The sequence below is a fragment of the Brevundimonas sp. genome, assembly GCF_023259385.1.
Taxonomy (GTDB): Bacteria; Pseudomonadota; Alphaproteobacteria; order Caulobacterales; family Caulobacteraceae; genus Brevundimonas.
Genome location: NZ_JAHFPF010000040.1, coordinates 1 through 17,768 on the forward strand (window position 1 = coordinate 1; position 17,768 = coordinate 17,768).

Genomic DNA, 17,768 nt, shown 5'->3' on the forward strand with positions numbered 1-17,768 from the left:
GGAGAGGCGTAGTCGTAGCGCTGCTGCATCACGTGGACGGCGTCGGCGGCGTCGAACGCCGCCAGGTTCAGCCCGACCGCCTCGAACACCCATCCGGGCGCGCCGTCGCCGCCGCTCATCCGGCTCCAGACGTCCTGATGGAAGTCGATGAACACCGCCATCCCATGCTCGCCGGCCTTGGCGCAGACCGCCGCGAGATAGTCGAGATAGGCTTCGTCATACTGGCCGTGTCCCGCATGCTCGACCGCTTCCCAGCAGGTCAGCAGCCGCAGGACGTTGAAACCCCAGCCCCGGATGCGGCCCAGATGCTCGTCCGCCTCCTCCAGCGGAAAGGGCCGCCCGATGAAGCTGACGCTGCGGTGATCGGCGAAATCGCGCGGCGGAACGGGACCGGCGTGGGACAACGGGATCTTGCTGTCTCCCCCCAGATTGACGCCCCTCAGAATGGCGTGCCGTCCCTGCGTATCGACGAACCGGGGGCCGTCGATGTCAAACATCAGTTGCTGCATTCGCCCTATCGACCTCACACGAAACTCGTTATACAGTTGGACAATAAGAATAGGTCTGGGCCCAGTCCAGCCGGAAAAACATGGGGGCGGAGAACGTGGCTAAGGACCAGGCGGCCGTGTCCGGACGCATATCGCCGTTGCGCAAGCTGGCGATCGGCGTGGGCGATTTCGGGTGCAATCTGTATTGGCAGACGACCCAGCTCTATCTGCTGTTCTTCTACACCGACGTGGTCGGCCTCCCGGCCAGCACCGCCGGCCTGATCTATATGGCGGCCCTGATCTGGGATGCGGCCATGGACCCGATCGTCGGCCTGATCGCCGACCGCACCCGCAGCCGCTGGGGCCGTTATCGCCCCTATCTGGTGATCGGCGGGCCGCTGCTGGCCCCGGCCTTCGTGGTCCTGTTCGTCGGCCCGGGCAGCCATGTCGCGGGGGCGGTCGCCTTCGCCCTGATCAGCCAGCTGCTGTTCCGCACCCTCTACGCCCTGGTCGCCATTCCCTACGCCTCCCTGTTCGCCCGGGTGACCAGCGACAGCGCCCAGCGTGGCGACCTGGCCGGGTTCCGCATGGTCTTCGGCGCCCTGGCCGCCATCCTCGTCGCGGCCCTGACCCTGCCCTTCGCCTCGGCCCTTGGCGGCGAGGCCGGGGGGCGCCGGGGCTGGATCATCATCGGCGTCGCCTACGGCGTGATCGCCACCGGCTGTCTGATGTTGACGGCCTGGGGCAGCCGGGGACTGGATACGCCCAACGCGCCGGCGGAACCGCGTCGCCCCCCGGCCGCCGTCTGGCGCAGCCTGGCGTCGAACCGCGCCCTGCACCTGCTGCTGGGCGCCATCGTGATCACTTCATTCTCGACCACGATGTTCTCCAAGAACCTGCTGTATTATTTCAAATATGTCGTCGGCGATGCCGACATGGGCAGCCTCGGCCTGGGCGCCATCGCCCTGACTGTGGTGGTCACGACGCCGCTCTGGGCCATCGCGCTGCGCGTGATCGGCAAGCGCAACACCTGGCTGGTCGGCGCCGTGCCCAGCGTGCTGGGGCTGACGCTGTGGCATTTCGCCGACGGCCAGACCCTGGGCGTCCTGTTCGCCGCCCTGGTGCTTCAGGGCGTGGGCATAGCCGCCGGGGTCGTCTGCTTCTGGTCCATGCTGCCGGACACGGTCGAGTACGGCGAATGGCGCAGCGGCGTGCGCACTGAATCCCTCGTCTTCGGCCTGACCGTGCTGGGTCAGAAGGTGGCCCTCGGCCTCGGCGCCGGCGCGCTCGGCATAGCCCTGACCCAGTTCGGCTATGTCCCCAATGTCGCCCAGTCCCCGCAGACCCTGGCCGACATCAAGGGGCTGATGTTCTGGGCGCCGCTGGCGGGAACGCTCGCCGCCGCCGCCCTGATCTGTTTCTACCCAATCAACCGGCGGACCCACGCCGCGATGGTCGAGGAGATCGCGGCCCGGAACGGCGCTGTGGACGCCGCCCCCTCCCCGCCCCAAGCCAGCTGAGTGACCGCATGATCCTTCGATCCAGCCTCGCCGCCGCCGTCGCTTTCGGAGCACTTGCCGCCGCGTCCTCCGCCCACGCCCAGTCGGCCGATCCCGCCTGCGACGGCCTGACCGCGCTGCGTCTGGCCAATACCCGGATCGACGCCGCCATCGCGGTGAAGTCCGGCGACCGCCAGCCGATCGAGGCCTTCGGCCTGCCGTCGCTGACCGCCAGCACCGCCTACTGCCGGGTCTCGGTGACCCTGACCCCGGTCCCCGGCTCGGAGATCCACTCCGAGATCTGGCTGCCGACGCCGGCCGCCTGGAACGGCAAGTTCGCGGCCATGGGCAACGCCGGCTTCGGCGGCGCCCTGGGACCGCCCCGGTTGTCCATGCGGCCCGCCCTGAGCCGCGGCTACGCCGTCGCCGGGACTGACATGGGTCACACCGAGGCCGGCGCCGACGGCAAGAACGCCAGTTGGGCGCTGAACCAGCCCGAGCGGATCATCGACTTCGGCCACCGCGCGAACCACGTCACGGCGGTCGCCGCCAAGGCGCTGGTCGAAGCTTATTACGGCCGGCGGCCCGACCGCTCCTACTTCCAGGGCTGCTCCGACGGCGGTCGCGAGGCGCTGATGGCGGCGCAGCGCTATCCCGACGATTTCGACGGAATCGTCGCCGGCGCCCCGGCCAATGCCTGGACCCATCTGATGGCTTCCTTCGCCTGGTCCTGGAAGGCCGCGCACCAGTCCGCGGACAGCATGCTGAAGGCGCCCAACCTGGCGCGCATCCAGGCCGCCGCCCTGGCCGCCTGCGACGACCTGGACGGCGTCAGGGACGGGGTCATCGAGGATCCGCGCATCTGCCGCTTCGATCCGGCGACGATCCGCTGCGATGTCGATGCGACCGACGGCTGCCTGACCGCGCCCCAGCTCGACGCGCTCAAGGCCCTCTACGCCGGCCCCCGGCGCGGCGTGACGGGCGCCTCCCTGTTCCCCGGCTTCTCGCCCGGCGGAGAGGCGGTCCGCAACGGCTGGGACCTGTGGATCACCGACGCGGCGGCGCAGCAGCCGGACTTCGCCCGCTCCTTCTTCGCCAACTTCGTCTTCAATGACGCGGACTGGCGGCTGGACCAGTTCGACTTCGACAAGGACTTCGACCGGGCCCAGGCCGCGATGGCGGGCATCCTCGATTCCGACAATCCCGACATGTCCGCCTTCAGGGCGTCGGGCGGCAAGCTGCTGATGTACCACGGCTGGAGCGATGCGGCCCTGCCGGCCGAGGGCACGATCCGCTATTTCGAGGCCGTGCGCGGCGCCATGGGCGCCGAGGCGGTGGACGACTTCGCCCGCCTGTTCATGGTGCCCGCCATGGGTCACTGCTTCGGCGGCCCCGGTCCCAACACCTTCGACATGCTGGGCGAACTGGACGCCTGGGTAGAGGGCGCCCCGGCGCCGGAGCGGATCGTGGCCAGCAAATACGCCAACGACCTGGCCCAGTTGCTGAACATGCCGGCGGGTCAGCCGCAGAGCACCCGTCCGCTCTGCGCGTATCCGAAGGTGGCGCGCTGGAAGGGCGAAGGCGCGACGACCGACGAGGCCAATTTCGAATGCGTCGTCCAGACGCCGCGTGCGAACGACTGAGCCCGACCATGGACAGCCACGTTCAAGGCCCGACCGAGCCGGCGCTGCTGCCCCACACCATCGGCGCGGCGCTGGCGCAGGCGGCGCGGCTCTGGGGCGAGCGCGAGGCGGTCGTCTTCCCGGCGCAGGGCGTCCGCCTGACCTGGGCGGAGCTGCATCGCCGGGCCGGCGATTTCGCGGCCGGTCTGCTGGCCCACGGCCTTCTGCCCGGGGACCGGATCGGGATCTGGTCGTTGAACCGGGTCGAATGGATCATCACCCAGTTCGCCGCGGCCCGCGCTGGCCTGATCCTGACCACAGTCAACCCGGCCTACCGTCTCGACGAACTGGAGTTCGCGCTCAACAAGGTCGGCTGTAGGGCGCTGATCCTGTCGCCGCCGTTCAAGACCAGCGACTATCCGGCGCTGATCCGCACCCTGGCGCCGGAACTGGATCAGGCGGTCGTCGGCGACCTGACCGCGGCCCGCCTGCCCCATCTGAAACTGGTCATCCAGATGGAGGCCCCGACCCTGGCCGGGGCGGCCGGTTTCGCCGCGGTCGAAGCCGCCGGCCGGACCGCGGGCTCGGACGCCCTGCATGCGGTCGAAGCCGGCCTGTCCTGCGACGACGCGATCAACATCCAGTTCACCAGCGGCACGACCGGACGGCCCAAGGGCGTCACCCTGAGCCACCGCAACATCCTGAACAACGGCTACATGGCCGGGATGACCATGGCCGTCACGCCGGACGATCGCATCTGCATTCCCGTGCCCCTGTACCACTGCTTCGGCATGGTGCTCGGGGTCATGGTCGGCGTGGCGCACGGCTCCGCCATGGTCTTCCCCGGCGAGGGCTTCGATCCCCTGGTCACGCTTCAGGCCGCCGCGGCCGAGCGCTGCACGGCGCTCTACGGCGTACCGACCATGTTCATCGCCGAGCTGGAGCACCCGCGCTTCGCCGAGTTCGACCTGTCGTCGCTGCGCACCGGCATCATGGCCGGATCGCCCTGCCCCATCGAGATCATGCGCAAGGTGATCGACCGCATGCACATGAGCGACATCACTATCGGCTACGGCATGACCGAGACCAGCCCGCTCAGCTTCCAGAGCGCGCTGGACGATCCGCTGGAGCAGCGGGTCTCGACGGTCGGCCGCATCCACCCCCACGTCGAATGCAAGATCATCGACGCCGACGGCGCCGTCGTGCCTACCGGCGTTCCGGGCGAGCTCTGCACCCGGGGCTATTCCGTGATGATCGGCTATTGGGACGAGCCCGAACAGACGGCCGACGCCAAGGACGCTGAAGGCTGGATGCACAGCGGCGATCTCGCGACCTTCGACGACGCCGGCTACTGCCGGATCGTCGGGCGGCTGAAGGACATGATCATCCGCGGCGGAGAGAACCTCTACCCGCGCGAGATCGAGGAATATCTCTATCGCCACCCGAAGATTCAGGACGTGCAGGTCTTCGGCGTCCCGGACGCGCGTTATGGCGAACAGGTCTGCGCCTGGGTGGTGCTGACCGAAGGCGAGACCATGGACGAGGCCGAACTGCTGGCCTTCTGCCACGGCGAAATCGCGCACCAGAAGCTGCCGCGCCACGTCCGCTTCGTTCGCGAATTCCCGCTCACCGTCACCGGCAAGATTCAGAAATTCGTCATGCGCGACATGATGGTGCGCGAACTCGGCATCCAGGACTGAGCGCGCCTCGCCGCCGCAGGTTGGCCGGCTGACCCGCCGGCCCTGGATGTCCGGCGCGCATCAGGCAATCATTGACCGCGCGCCTGACCGGCGGATCGCCGGACATAGGTGTCAAGGAACCGGAGATAGGCTTCCTGGGCCGCGATCCGATTGTCGCGCTTGCGGAACCCATGCCCCTCATCCGGGAAGACGATGTACTCGACCGGCACATTGTTGGCGCGGACGGCGGCGACCATTTCATCGCTTTCGACCTGAAGCACGCGCGGGTCGTTGGCCCCCTGCACGACCAGCAGGGGCCGCACGATCCTCTCCGCATGGAAGAGGGGCGAAATGCGACGATGGCGCTCGGCGTCGGTCGCCGGATCGCCCATCTCATCGAACAGGGACGCGCGTTGCGCCCCCCACCAGGCGGGGACCGATTCCAGCGTCCGCACCCAGTTGGTGACGCCGAAGATGTCGATGCCCGCTTCGAAGGCCTCAGGGTGGAAAGCCAGGGCCGCGACGGTCAGATAGCCGCCATAGGAGCCGCCCATGACCGCGACCTGGTCGTCGGCGATCCAGTCTTGAGCGCGCAGCCAGTCGCCCCCGGCGACGATGTCGCGCAGGTCCGCCTCGCCGTGACGCCGGTCGTCCATGTGCAGGAAGGTCTTGCCGTAGCCTGAGCTGCCCCGATTGTTGGCGGCCAGCACGGCGTAGCCGTGGTTCACCAGGTGCTGGACCATGGCGGAATAGCCGCGACGGCTCTGCCCGCCCGGCCCCCCGTGCACAAGCACGACCGCCGGAGCGGGGTTCGCGGCGGAGGCGCCGTGCGGGCGGTACAGGACGGCGGGGATCATCACGCCTCCCTCCCCGCGGTACCGGACGACCGTGGCCTCGACTAGGTCGTCTTCCCGCATCGCCGGGTTCAGGGCGGTCGTCAGCCGACGGGCCTGACCCGTGGTCAGATCGGCGACGAAGATGTCGTTGGGCGAGGTGTCGGACGCGACGGTGAAGGCCATGCGCCGCTCATCATCGCTGAACCGCACCGTGCCGATGTCGCCCTCCGGAACGCCGGCCAGCGCCACGGCCCGTCCAGTGGTCGTGTCCAGCACGGTCAGCTCGGTTCGCGCATCGACGTTGAAGGCCGAGATCCGATAACGGCCTGACGGCGAATAGCTCAACGCCGTGAGATCCCAATCACCCTTCAAGTCGTCGATCGTCTCGCCGCTCGCCAGATCATGGCGATAGCCTCGACCGAACTCCCCGACGGCGTCGCTGCCGAACAGCAGGGCCCGGGAATCCGGCGTGAAGTCGAACACTCGATACTTCACCGATCCGGTGTGCGGCGTGATCAATCGCGGCTCTCCGCCGACCCACAGATCGACGAGATAGAGATTGCCGTCGCCGCTGCCGAGTTGCTCCTCCAGCACGACCCAACGCCCGTCCGCGGAGACGGCCCCCAGCGTCATCCCCGGGTTCTCGAACAGCAGCCGGCTGTCATAGGTGGCGGGATCGATCGCGACGATGTCGAACACCTTCGGATCGCGGGCGTTGGAGGCGACCCAGATCTCCGACCGGTCGCCCTTCCACCCGATCAGATTGGCCTTCACGGCGTCGCCGGGCGTCAGGTCCCGCAACGTACCGTCCCGCTCGCGCACATAGACGTGGCTGCGCTCGTTGCCGCCGCCGTCCGCGGCGACCAGGATCCGGTCGTCGTTGGGGAAGTAGCTTTCCGCATAGGTCGCATTGGTGGTCGAGGCGGTCAGGGGCACGGCCGTCCCGCCGGCCACGGGCAGGGCGTAGGCGTTGAAGACGCCCGAGGCGTCGCTGGACACCAGCACCGACGCGCCGTCCGGCGAGAAGGCCAGCCCGGCCCCGCTGGCCAGGCCGAAGCTGGTGGTCTGGAAGAATTCCGCGGCGCTGTACGTCCGGGTCATGCTCCGGGTCTGCTGGGTCGATCGGTCCTGCCGGGCGTGGGCGGTCAGCGGCGCGGCCGCCGCCATCAGGGCGATCGCCGAAACGAGGCCGGCGCGGGTCAGCTTGAAGGTGTGTGACATGCTCAAGGGTTCTAGGCGTTCGAAAGGACAGGGAGCTATGAAGGGGCGCGCTACGCCGGTCGGCGGGCGCTGAACACGAGGTCCTGAAGCCGGTCCTTCAGAAGCGGCTCCAGGGTCAGGACGATGCCGATCAGGAGGGCGGCGACGGCGGCCAGGACGTGCAGCATCTCCGGCGACAGCCCCGCCAGGCCGCCGCCGGCGAGATATCCGGGCGCCAGCATGACCGGAACCCAGACCAGGGCCGACGCGACATTGGCGACCTGGAACCGGAGGCGCGTCATGCGGGTGATGCCGGCGACAAGCGGAACGAAGGCCTGGATCGGGCCCATGAACCGGCCGGCGAAGATGGCGACGACGCCGTAGCGGCTGAAGTACAGCCGGGCCCGGGCGATCGACCGGCGATGGCGGCGCAGGACCGGCGCACGAACGAACGACCATCCGGCCCGCCGTCCGAGGCCGTACGACGCCGCCTCGCCCAGGACCGCGCCCGCCACGCACCAGGCCAGAACGGCCCAGAGCGGAAGAACCCCGGCCGCCACCAATCCTCCGGCCATCAGCATCAGGACCGTGGCCGGCACGAAGGCGCCCACGACCGCGAGGGATTCGCCGAAGGTCAGCATCCCCAGCAAGGGACCGGCCCAGATGGCGTTTCGCGCGATGAAGGCGGCGGTGTCCTGAGCGAAGCCTTCCATCAGTTCCGCTCCCGGTGCCGGGCGGAAGCCAGGCCCAGCAGGGTCAGGCCCAGACCGATCCAGAACAGCAGGGCCAGCGCCCAACGACCGACCGTGGGCGGATCGACCACCGTCGCCGGACCGGCGCTTTCGACCTGTTCGCGCCACATCCCGACGCCGCCGGTCAGGGCCGTGTCCAGACCCAGTGCGCCTTCGCCGAGCACTTCCGTGACGGCCGAGACCAGGCGGTCCGGTCCCATGTCGGCGCCGATGAAGAACACCAGCGCCAGGACCACGAACCAACGCACCGGATAGCGAAGGCCGACCACCAGCACCGATCCCGCCAGATAGGCCACCAGCGCCGCGCCGAAGGGCACGAGATAGAACCAGATCCCCCCCACGCCCCACCCGACAGCCAATCCGCCCGAAACCGCCGCCAGGACGCTGAACCACGCCACCACCAGACCGGTCAGGCCCAGGATCCAGACGGCGCCCGCCGCGCCCCGGATCAGCACGTGCTTCTGTCGCTCGACCGGCAGGGTCCAGAAATCGCTGCGGTCGAACAGGCGCTGCGTCGACCACAGCCTGAGCGGCAGGACAAAGGCGGTGAGCGGAACCAGCATCATCAGCTCATGCGGGTAGTCCACGGCGTCGCCCTGAAGGATGACGAAGCTGAGCCCCATGAAGGTCACGAGCCCCAGCACCACGGCCAGCGCGATGAACTCGGGGCGTAGCGCGCGCCCGATGAACCGCACCTGGGCGCGCAGGACGGCGCTCACATCGGGGGTTGCTGCAATCCGGGCCTCGGTCATGCCGGATCCTTTCCACGCATCAGGGTGACGACGGCGTCATGGAGATTGAGCGGAGCCACGTTGCGAACCTGTCCGCCGGACGCGGCGATGCGGGCCACGATGTCGGCCTCCTCGCCCTGGACGGTCCACTGGATGTCCCGACCGAACCGCCCCTTGTGGAGCACGCCCGCCAGATCCGGCGGCCCGGCCCAGCCGTCCGGCCCTCCCGCGGAATAGACCTTCAAGGTCCGGTGCAACGTCTCGCGTGAGCCCTGGAACATCAGGCGGCCCGCCGCCAGGACGCCGACATGATCGGTCAGGCCGTCGATTTCGTGAATCTGGTGCGACGAGACCAGGACCGTACAGCCGGTGTCGGCCAGGTGATCGGACACCAGGCCCAGGAAGGCGTCCTTCGCCACCGGATCCAGTCCATCGATGGGCTCGTCGAGCACCAGCAGGGCCGGCCGATGGGCCAGCGCCGCCGCGAGCTGCACACGCCGGGCCTGCCCCTTGGACAGTTGACCCAGCTTCCGGCCGCGATCGATCTCAAGCCGCCGGCACAGGGCGTCCAGATAGCCGGCGTCCCAGGCCGGATAGTAGGCGGAGCGCTGCTCCAGCCACAGGCCCGCGCTCATCCAGCCGGGTCCGGTGTCGAAGCGATCCGGGACATAGCCCAGCTGCGCGCGCACGGCCGGACCCTGGCGTCGGGGGTCCAGCCCTCCGACGCGGATCTCGCCGCTGTCGGCGCGTTCCAGGTTCAGGAGGATCCGCAACAGGGTCGTCTTGCCCGCCCCGTTCGCCCCCGCAAGCATGTAGACCGCGCCCGCCGGCGCCGTCAGAGCGACGTCCGTGAGCGCGGCTTCGCGCCGGTAGGTCTTCGAGAGCCGTCGCGTCGTGATGGACAGGCCGCCCCGCGTTTCGGGCGCAGCCCCGTCGAGATCGGGCGTCCGGATGAGGTCTGGGATTGTCATTCTGATGAAGTCCTCGTCGGGGCGGCGCCCGCGGCGGCCCGGATCGCGTCGATGAATTCTTCCACCCCCAGGCCGTGACGGTGCGCTTCGATCAGGGCTCGCTGCGCGACCTCGGCCAGAAGGGCGCGGCGGTCGTCCTCAAGCGGCCGGGCCGAACCGACGAACGTCCCCTGCCCCCGCTGGACGTAGACCAGGCCGTCCCGCTCCATCTCGCGATAGGCCTGGGACACAGTGTTCGGATTGACGCGCAGATCGCCGGCCAGCTGGCGGACCGACGGCAGCGGATCGTCCGGCGCGAAGGCGCCGACGACGATGGCGCGCCGGATCTCGTCCATGATCTGGACGTAGATCGGCCGGCTGTCTGAAGGATCGATCGTAAAGGGCAAAGGGGCTCGCCTCTGGTGTACTAGTTCACTAATACACCTAGAGCACGGACGTCAAGCGGCGGTGTCGCGGGCAATCACGGATCGCTCAAACAACCGTTGCTTTTTGCCTCGCGGAATTTAGCTTCCGGCGCTCAATTCGGGGGGTATCGAATGCGTCTGCGGCAGTGGGGATTGTGTACGGCGGTCATGGCGCTTCTGGCGCCGCCGGCCTGGGCGCAGCAGGCGCAGCCGGAATGGACGACCTCTCCCCGCGACTGGTCCGCGACGCTGAAGGGCGATGTCGACGCCCTGGGCCGCATCATCGAAGAGACTCACCCCGGCCTGTATGACGACCGCAATCCGGCCTTCCGCCAACGGGTCGAGGCAGGCCTGGCCGAGGCGCGTGAACGGGCGGAGACGACGACGGACGCCGGCGGCTGGTGGTGGGCCATGCGCGGCCTGATCGCCGGGTTCGAGGACGGCCATGTGGACATCGGCCTGACCAACCAGGGCGGCTTCCCGACGCGTTGGCCGGGCTTCCTGACCGTCTATCAGGGCGCCGACCAAGTGGTCGCCAGCCGGGACGAGGCCGACCGCGACAGCCCTCCCCTGGGCGCCAGGCTGATCGCCTGCGACGGCGTGGACGCCGCGACCCTGGCCGAGCGCCGCGTCGGCGCCTTCCGCGGACGCTGGGTCCTTGAAGCGCAGAAGGTCCAGTTCGGCGACTGGGTCTTCATGAGCCCGAGCAATCCGTGGATCCCGGAGATGTCGGAGTGTCGCTTCGAGACCCAGGGCGTCGCGCGATCCTACCGCCTGAACTGGCGCGCGATCGAAGCCCAGGACCTCGGCGCCCGCCGCACCGCCCTCGCCCAACGGGTTTCACCCGGCTTCGGCATGAAGACGCTGGACGACGGCGGCGTGTGGCTATCGATGCCCTCCTTCAACGGCGACCCCGCGTCCGAAGCCTATGCCGCCCTCACGACCCTGCTGACGCAGGCGACGGAAAACCAGGCCCGTCTGCGCGCCGCCCCCTATGTGGTTCTGGACGTCCGCGACAACGGCGGCGGGTCTTCGCACTGGAGCGCGCGTCTGGCGCTGACCCTCTGGGGCGGAGACTGGGCCACGACCCATCCCCTGGCCCCGATCGAAAGCGTCGAATGGCGGGCGTCCGAAGCCAATATCGCGGGTCTCAAGGCGTTCCGCGATCAGCTGACCGCGGCCAATGGCGACCCCCAGATGATCGCCTGGGCGGACAACGCCATCGCGGGAATGCAGAACGCGATAGCCGTCGGCGAACCGTTGTGGCGGGATCAGAACACGCCGGAGACCCCGCCCACCTACCCCGTTCCGCCGGAAAATCCGATGAAGGGGACCGTTTACGTCCTGACCGACTTCCGTTGCGGCTCGGCCTGCCTGGACGCCGTCGATCTGTGGAAGACGCTGGGCGCCGTACAGATCGGTCGGGAGACCAATGCCGACACCGTATATATGGAGCTGCGCGAAGCCGCCCTGCCCAGCGGCCTGGCCAGGGTGTGGATCCCGATGAAGGTCTATCGCGGCCGGGCCCGGGGCAACAACGAACCGCAGATTCCGGCGCACGCCTATGCCGGAAACATGGCCGACGAGCAGGCGCTCCAGGCCTGGGTGCGGGAACTGCAGGCGGCGGACTAGGCCCCCGAAAATGAGAAGGCCAGATCGGTCTCGCCCGTGATCTGGCCGCCCGCGTCAAAGCGGCGTTCCAGGATGCGTCCCCGCCCCTCGGCGTCGATCGCCACCACCGTCCCGCAGCGGGTGCCGTAGACCGGCCCGCGGATGAAGACGGACGAGTTGCGCGGCTCGAACGGAACGTCGGACGGCTGCGCGGGGATCGAACCGTCCACGCCCAGTCGTTCGTCCTGAAGGCCGTCGAGCAGCATCTCGGGGTGGTCCGCCGCGCCCTCCAGCCAGTCCGCCAGGGTCGCCTTGAGGCGAAGGGTCTTCGGCCAGGGTTCATCCAGCTCGCCGTTGGAAAGACCATAGAGGCCCGGCGTCAGCGGGCGGCGAACCGGCGCGGGTTGATTGGTCCAGAAGACCGCCTCGTCGTTCTCGACGCGGATCAGGTTGAACGGGCTGAAGGTCTCCAGCACGGCGTCGGACGGGTTCTGGAAATCGCCCCCGCCCCGCAACATGTCGCTGAGCAGCAGACCACGGGACGGAGCGTCGGTCTTCGGTCCGCCGAAACCTCGCAGGTTGGTCACCACGGCAAGCCGGCCCTGTTCGGACACGCCCAGCCAGGTTCCGCCCGAAAGCCGGTCACGCCCCGCCAGGACGTGATCCGCGCCCGGCCATCTCGCCAACGGATCGGCGGGCCGCATATGCAGTTCGTCGCGATTGCCGGCGAGAACGAGGTGCCAGCGAGGATGGGCGCGCCAGGCGAAGGCTAGAACGCACATGCGAGCTCCTGTTCGAGGCTGGCCGACATCCCGCTGGCTTAGGCGAGGCCCGACCGCACGTCACCCCCGATGTTGGAGACGCGCCCTGTGCGCGGCGCTACGCCCCGTAATAGGCGTCCCCGGCCTGGACGGCGTTCCACCGGCGTTGCGAGACGGCGTCGACCTTGTCGGGCCAGGAGCGGCGTCCCGGCTTCAGCTCCGATGCGCGAACCACGACCGCGGGCCAGGCCGCCTGGCCGCCTTCGTCCCGAAGTTCGAACCGCACCGTGGGATCCTCGGCGGTGAGATCGAAGTCGACCACGCCGAAATTCACGCCCGCGGAGAAGGCCTGGCGGACGCGCAGGACCGGCCGACCGGTGAGATAGAGATCGACGGTGTCCTGAGCCAGCGGCGAGCTGACGAACTCATACAGATCGTACCCGCCGCGGTCAGACCAGGGCAGGCAGTTCAACTCGCCGAAATGGGTGTCGCCCGACAGCAGCAGAACGCCTTCGATATCGTGACGCATGATCTCCGAAAAGATCGCGTCGCGTTCATGGGTGAAGGACGCCCAGGAGTCGGCGCCCTCGGCCTTTCCGTCGTTCCAGCCGGATCCGGAGATCAGAACCTTGAACGGCGCGCGGCTGCTTTTCAGCCCGTCGAGCAGCCATTCGCGCTGGCGCTCGCCCAGCATCGTCTTGCCGGCGACATCGGGGTCCTCGTTCGGGTCCCTGTGATAGCGGACATCCAGGAAGAAGAAGTCCACGCCGCCCTGGGACCACCGAAAGAAGGCTCCGGGCGTGTCCGGCAGGCCGGCGGATGGATTTGGCCAGTACCGCCGGAAGACCTCGAGCGCGGCGACCTTGCCGGGATGCCGGCGATCCTGGTCGTTAAGGCCGTAGTCGTGATCGTCCCAGATGCAGAACTGGGGAACGGAGGCCATGAAGCGGCGGATTTCCGGCAGGTCTCTTTGCCGACGGTACTCCTCGGCGAGGATGGCCGGTTCCAGGCTGTCGGCGTAGACGGCGTCCCCCGCCCAGACAAACAGGTCCGATTCGGCGGTCTCCACGGCGCGCCAGATCGGCTGGACGGGATACCGCGCCCGGCGGGCGCAGGAGCCGAAGGCCAACCGGAACCTCGAAAGCCCCGTCGCCGGCGCGGTGAAACTCCAGGGCTCGTGTCCCTGATCGTCAGGGTTGGCCTTGCCGTCGACCAGAACCCGGTAGACGTGCCTCTGTCCCGGCGCGAGCCCTTCGAGGACGTGCTGCTGCACGAAGTCTTCGGCCGCCGAGGCGATCTGGACGGCGCTGCGACGAGGCTGCGGGAACGTGGGATCGGTGTCGTACTCGATGCAGACCGGCCAGGGTCCGCTGGCGCGGGTCCAGACGACCGCCTGGTCGGCCGCGCAGGCTCCCAAGACCGGCCCCTGCATCAATCGCTTGATGCCCAGCCAGTCGACATTGGATTGCGCCAGCGCCAGTCCGGGCGCCGTGACCGCCAGTCCGGTTCCTATGAGGGTGCGGCGGCTAAGCGGCATGGCGATATCCAGGAAAGAAGACCGCGCCGCCGCCCCGATCAGGAGGCGACGGCGCAAGCCGGTTAGAAGGCGTAGCGCAATCCGGCGCCGTAGGTGGCCGGCGCGCCGACAAGGCGCGAGGCCCCGTTCAGCTCGGGGAAATACACCTCGTCGGTGATGTTCCGGCCATAGACATAGACCGACCAGTTCGCGTCGCTGCTCAGTTCCATCCGGGCGTTCACCAGGGTGTAGGCCTCGGCCGTATTCCCCGGAGCCGCGTTCAGCCGGTTGGATTCCTCGCCGTGATGCGAGGCCGACAGGCGCGTATCCAGACGCCAGCCCCCTTCAAGGACCAGTCCGTGGTTCAGCGACAGCGTCGCGGTCACATCGGGCGCCCCCGGCAGGGGATCGCCGACGGTCTGCAGCACTTCCGCCACCCGCGCGGAGCTGAAGGAAATAATCTCGGTGTCCAGGAAGGCCGCGGACAGGTCCAGGTCCAGGGTCTGGTTCACGCCTTCGAACAGCACGGCGTTGACGGCGAACTCGATGCCCTTGCTCTCCGCTTCGCCGACGTTGGCCCGTCCGTTGGTGTCGTTTGCCAGACGGGTCGTCGCCTGCAGCTCCTTGAACTTGTAGGAGAAGGCGTCCAGCGACACGCGCAGGCGCGGGGTGGTCCAGCGCAGACCGGTCTCATAGGCCGTCACCGTCTCGGAATCGAACGGCTGGGTCTCCGCTTCCGTGAAGATCGAGGTCCCGTCGAAGCCGCCGCCGCGATACCCGGTTCCGACCGAGACGAACACATTCAGGCTCGGGGTGAAGGCGTACTTCGCCGTCACCCGGCCGGAGAGGTTGTCATCCTCGAACGCCCGATCCCAGATGAACGGGTTGGTCGTGGCGAAGGTGGTTGTGAAGGTCGAGATGCCCCAGGGATTCAGGTCGTCGTTGCGGCCGCTGAAGGTGGCTTCGTCGCGGGTGTAGCGAAGACCGCCCGACACCTGGAGCTTGTCGGTCAGATGGTAGTCGACCTGACCGAACAGGGCGACGCTGTTGCGGCTCTGCCGGTGCAGATTGTCGTACATGGTCCGGGCCGTATAGCTGGTCCAGCGCGTATCGAAATCGATGTCGTCAGCGACGTAGAAGGCGCCCATGATCCAGTCCATGCGGCCGCCGGTGTCGTCGCCCAGGCGGATCTCCAGCGAGGTCTGGCTCAGCTCTTCATCGGCGTCGAACCGCGAGGCGGGATACGGGGAACCGTCGCCGTTGCCCTGGACAGCCCGCGTCGTGCCCTGGGCCGCGCCGATGACGGTCAGGTTCAGATTGTCGGCCAGGCGATGCTCCAGCGTCGCCGAGAAGCCGTAGATGTCGATGGCCTGCGTCGGATACTCCGCCGAGTAGAACTCGTAGGGATCATCGTTCTCGCCCGCATTGGCGATGTTGGAGTCCAGGGCCGCGGAGATGCGATCGTACTGACGGGTGTCGCCGCGGTCGCGGCTGCCGAACAGCTTCAGGGTCAGTTCGGTGTCGGGCGTGAACACCAGCGCGACCGTCGCGCGCGCGGCGAACAGGTCCTTGTCGCCGAAGCCCTCGCGGCGGCCGGGATCGACGATCGCCGGCACCTGGGTCTGGGTCACGCCGCCGATCACGGGACGGAAACCGGCCAGATCGCCGGCGCCGGCGCCCGTCATGAAGCCGCCGCCCTGTTCGGCGAAGACCGCCAGCCGAACCCCGATGTTCTCGCCCAGCGGACCGCCGACGGCCGCCTCCATGGCGGTGTAGTCATAGCTTCCGATCTCGATCCGGCCTGATCCATCGACCACATCGCCCGCCCCCCGGGTGATGGCGTTGATCACGCCGGCGGTGGTGTTGCGGCCATACAGGGTGCCTTGCGGTCCCTTCAGGATCTCCACCCGGTCCAGATCGAACAGGGGCATGCCCAGATAGGCGTTGGAGGTCTGGTAGACGCCGTCGACATGCAGGGCGACCGACGGGTTGCCGTTGGGCTTGTAGTCGTCGGCGCCGCCGATGCCGCGGATGCTGATCAGGCCGTAGTTGGTCCCCCCAAAGGCATAGTTGACCGAGACGCCGGGAACCTCGTCCACCAAGCCGGTGACGCTGGTGATCCCGCGCTGCAGGACATCTTCGCCGCCGACGACCGTCACGGCCAGCGGAACGTCCTGAATGCGCTCGGCGCGCTTCTGGGCGGTGACGATTACCTCGTCGAGGTTGGTGGCTGTGGTCTCGTCCTGGGCTGCAACAGAAAAGGTCCGGGCTCCAACGAGGGTCACCGTCAGCCCCGTCCCCTCCAGCATGCGGTCGAGGGCCTGGGCCGGGGTCATGGCGCCGACGACGCGGCCGGCGCGCTTGCCGCGGACGGCCTCCGGCGCGAACAGCACCTGCACGTCCGCGCTCCGCGCCAGATTGGTCAGCCCGTCCTCGAGGGGTTGGCTCTCGATGGCGAAGGCGACGTGCCTGCCCGACCCCGTCGATTGCGCCAGGGCCGGCGCGGCGGCGGCGAGGACCGCAAGCGCGGTACAGGCCAGAAGCCCGTGCTTGAAGGCGCCGATAACCGGCTGGGAGATTTGCATTGGAGTGCCCCTGAGCTCTGTCGGCCGGTCCGCGCCGGCTCCCCCTCAGAAACGGAAGCCCATCGCCGACTCCGCACCCCGTCTTGGAAATTTCATCAAAGCTTGGCCGTTCCGTCAGGCGTCGAGATGCGCCAGACACCGTCCACCGTCCGTCTCACGGACAGGTCGAAGCCGCTGGCGAGACCCATGGCGAACTCGCGGGCGCCGTCGTAGCGGAACGAGCCGGAGATGCGCTTTTCTCCGGCGGCGGCGTCTTCGAGGGCCAACCGGTCGGGCGAGTATCGGTTGAAGGCGGCCACCACGTCGCGCAGAGGCCAGTCCCGCACCACAAGCCGGCCCAGCCGCCAAGCCGTCTCGGACTCCACGTCGGCGACGGCGACGGCGACCTGTCCGGCCCGCACCTCGCCGCGCTGACCCGCTTCCAGGCGGATAGCAGGCCCCCTTCCCCGCTGATCCGCCACGCGAAGCCATCCCTGTTCGACGACCACCTCGGGCTGGTCGTCCAGATTGGTCAGTTGGAACCGCCCGCCCTCGGCCGTCACCGTCCGCTCGCCGACCCTGACCGAGATCGGCTGCGCGGCGTTCGGCAGGATCTGGAAATAGGCCTGCCCGGCCTCTAGAACGGCGGCGCGCCGATCACCGGCGTAGTCGAGCCGCAGGCGGCTCATCGGGGCCAGCGTGACCTCGGACCCGTCGGGCAGCGGCGCGGTCAGCCGTTGTCCGGCGTCGGTCGAGATCAGCGCGCGCGCCGGCGAGGCCGCGGTCATCACCCAGACGCCGCTGCAGGCCGCCGCGATCGCGCCGCCGGTCAGGCCGAGCAGAGCGCGACGGCGATCGATCCGCCGCTCACCCCGCCCCAACGCCGCCGCGCGCAGGGACAGAATCTCCGGCTCCCCGGCGTCCAGCGCCAGGACGCTCCAGGCCTTCTGACAGTCCCGATAGGCCACCAGATTGGCCGGATCTTCATCCAGCCAGAGGCGAAATCCGACCTCGTCCTGCGAACTGGCCGCGCCGCCGCTGTTCATCCGCGCGAACCAGAAGGCGGCCGGGTCGGCGTGGTCGTCGTTGTGCGAGTGAGGCCCCGGACGCATCAGCAATCGGTCTCGATGAGGT

14 protein-coding genes are annotated in these 17,768 nt (G+C 68.7%); 4 read left to right on the forward strand and 10 right to left on the reverse strand.

Going from position 1 to position 17,768, the window contains the following annotated elements; all coding sequences use genetic code 11:
- Positions 1 to 497: cellulase family glycosylhydrolase (locus tag Q0C81_RS04710; protein ID WP_291834265.1), on the reverse strand; the 497-nt coding region annotated here is incomplete at its 3' end.
- Between the two features lie 107 nt (positions 498 to 604).
- On the opposite strand from Q0C81_RS04710, the gene Q0C81_RS04715 reads away from it, so the two are divergent.
- From Q0C81_RS04715 to Q0C81_RS04725, 3 genes are read left to right on the forward strand one after another with little or no spacing between them, the layout of a single operon-like run.
- A complete protein-coding gene (locus Q0C81_RS04715; protein ID WP_291834267.1) occupies positions 605 to 2,008 on the forward strand; it encodes an MFS transporter in 1,404 nt (467 codons plus the stop codon).
- 8 nt (positions 2,009 to 2,016) lie between these two features.
- Positions 2,017 to 3,630 (forward strand): tannase/feruloyl esterase family alpha/beta hydrolase, encoded by a 1,614-nt coding sequence (locus tag Q0C81_RS04720; RefSeq protein ID WP_291834268.1) that lies wholly within the window; start codon positions 2,017 to 2,019, stop codon positions 3,628 to 3,630.
- 8 nt (positions 3,631 to 3,638) lie between these two features.
- Positions 3,639 to 5,309, forward strand: a complete 1,671-nt coding sequence (locus Q0C81_RS04725; protein WP_291834270.1) for an AMP-binding protein — start codon at positions 3,639 to 3,641, stop codon at positions 5,307 to 5,309.
- Positions 5,310 to 5,377: 68 nt separating this feature from the next.
- On the opposite strand, the gene Q0C81_RS04730 is transcribed toward Q0C81_RS04725, so the two are convergent.
- Genes Q0C81_RS04730 through Q0C81_RS04750 form a run of 5 tightly spaced genes read right to left on the reverse strand, consistent with a single transcriptional unit; the run spans position 5,378 to position 10,164 of the window.
- Positions 5,378 to 7,345, reverse strand: coding sequence for a S9 family peptidase (locus tag Q0C81_RS04730; protein ID WP_291834273.1), 1,968 nt, complete (start codon positions 7,343 to 7,345; stop codon positions 5,378 to 5,380).
- 50 nt (positions 7,346 to 7,395) lie between these two features.
- Entirely contained in the window at positions 7,396 to 8,037 is a 642-nt protein-coding gene (locus Q0C81_RS04735; RefSeq protein WP_291834275.1) for a DedA family protein, read from the reverse strand.
- Positions 8,037 to 8,828, reverse strand: a complete 792-nt coding sequence (locus tag Q0C81_RS04740) for a hypothetical protein (RefSeq protein WP_291834277.1) — start codon at positions 8,826 to 8,828, stop codon at positions 8,037 to 8,039. Before Q0C81_RS04740 ends, Q0C81_RS04735 begins: the two co-directional genes overlap by 1 nt.
- Complete coding sequence (locus tag Q0C81_RS04745; protein ID WP_291834279.1) at positions 8,825 to 9,778, reverse strand: ABC transporter ATP-binding protein; 954 nt, start codon at positions 9,776 to 9,778, stop codon at positions 8,825 to 8,827. The genes Q0C81_RS04740 and Q0C81_RS04745 overlap by 4 nt, the downstream gene beginning before the upstream one ends.
- The gene (locus Q0C81_RS04750; RefSeq protein WP_291834281.1) at positions 9,775 to 10,164 is read right to left on the reverse strand and encodes a GntR family transcriptional regulator; all 390 of its coding nucleotides are present in this window, start codon (positions 10,162 to 10,164) and stop codon (positions 9,775 to 9,777) included. Before Q0C81_RS04750 ends, Q0C81_RS04745 begins: the two co-directional genes overlap by 4 nt.
- Before the next feature lie 150 nt (positions 10,165 to 10,314).
- Here Q0C81_RS04750 and Q0C81_RS04755 point away from each other — a divergent pair, with 150 nt between their 5' ends.
- Positions 10,315 to 11,814: a S41 family peptidase gene (locus Q0C81_RS04755; protein ID WP_291834283.1), complete on the forward strand. Its 1,500-nt coding sequence runs from the start codon at positions 10,315 to 10,317 to the stop codon at positions 11,812 to 11,814.
- Here the strand turns inward: Q0C81_RS04755 and Q0C81_RS04760 are convergent.
- The 4 genes from Q0C81_RS04760 to Q0C81_RS04775 all read right to left on the reverse strand — a co-directional run.
- The gene (locus Q0C81_RS04760) at positions 11,811 to 12,575 is read right to left on the reverse strand and encodes an NRDE family protein (RefSeq protein ID WP_291834286.1); all 765 of its coding nucleotides are present in this window, start codon (positions 12,573 to 12,575) and stop codon (positions 11,811 to 11,813) included. The genes Q0C81_RS04755 and Q0C81_RS04760 overlap by 4 nt on opposite strands.
- A 97-nt stretch (positions 12,576 to 12,672) precedes the next feature.
- Positions 12,673 to 14,091, reverse strand: coding sequence for an alkaline phosphatase D family protein (locus Q0C81_RS04765; RefSeq protein WP_291834288.1), 1,419 nt, complete (start codon positions 14,089 to 14,091; stop codon positions 12,673 to 12,675).
- A 62-nt stretch (positions 14,092 to 14,153) separates the two neighbouring features.
- Positions 14,154 to 16,655, reverse strand: a complete 2,502-nt coding sequence (locus Q0C81_RS04770) for a TonB-dependent receptor (RefSeq protein ID WP_291834290.1) — start codon at positions 16,653 to 16,655, stop codon at positions 14,154 to 14,156.
- Positions 16,656 to 16,750: 95 nt separating this feature from the next.
- On the reverse strand, positions 16,751 to 17,768 hold a 1,018-nt coding region (locus tag Q0C81_RS04775; RefSeq protein ID WP_367117977.1), incomplete at its 5' end, for a FecR domain-containing protein.

Coding starts and splice junctions, on each gene's coding strand:
- Q0C81_RS04720 (WP_291834268.1), top strand. CDS start 2,017: ATGATCCTTCGATCCAGCCTCGCCGCCGCCGTCGCTTTCGGAGCACTT.
- Q0C81_RS04725 (WP_291834270.1), top strand. CDS start 3,639: ATGGACAGCCACGTTCAAGGCCCGACCGAGCCGGCGCTGCTGCCCCAC.
- Q0C81_RS04730 (WP_291834273.1), bottom strand. CDS start 7,345: ATGTCACACACCTTCAAGCTGACCCGCGCCGGCCTCGTTTCGGCGATC.
- Q0C81_RS04735 (WP_291834275.1), bottom strand. CDS start 8,037: ATGGAAGGCTTCGCTCAGGACACCGCCGCCTTCATCGCGCGAAACGCC.
- Q0C81_RS04740 (WP_291834277.1), bottom strand. CDS start 8,828: ATGACCGAGGCCCGGATTGCAGCAACCCCCGATGTGAGCGCCGTCCTG.
- Q0C81_RS04745 (WP_291834279.1), bottom strand. CDS start 9,778: ATGACAATCCCAGACCTCATCCGGACGCCCGATCTCGACGGGGCTGCG.
- Q0C81_RS04755 (WP_291834283.1), top strand. CDS start 10,315: ATGCGTCTGCGGCAGTGGGGATTGTGTACGGCGGTCATGGCGCTTCTG.
- Q0C81_RS04760 (WP_291834286.1), bottom strand. CDS start 12,575: ATGTGCGTTCTAGCCTTCGCCTGGCGCGCCCATCCTCGCTGGCACCTC.
- Q0C81_RS04765 (WP_291834288.1), bottom strand. CDS start 14,091: ATGCCGCTTAGCCGCCGCACCCTCATAGGAACCGGACTGGCGGTCACG.
- Q0C81_RS04770 (WP_291834290.1), bottom strand. CDS start 16,655: ATGCAAATCTCCCAGCCGGTTATCGGCGCCTTCAAGCACGGGCTTCTG.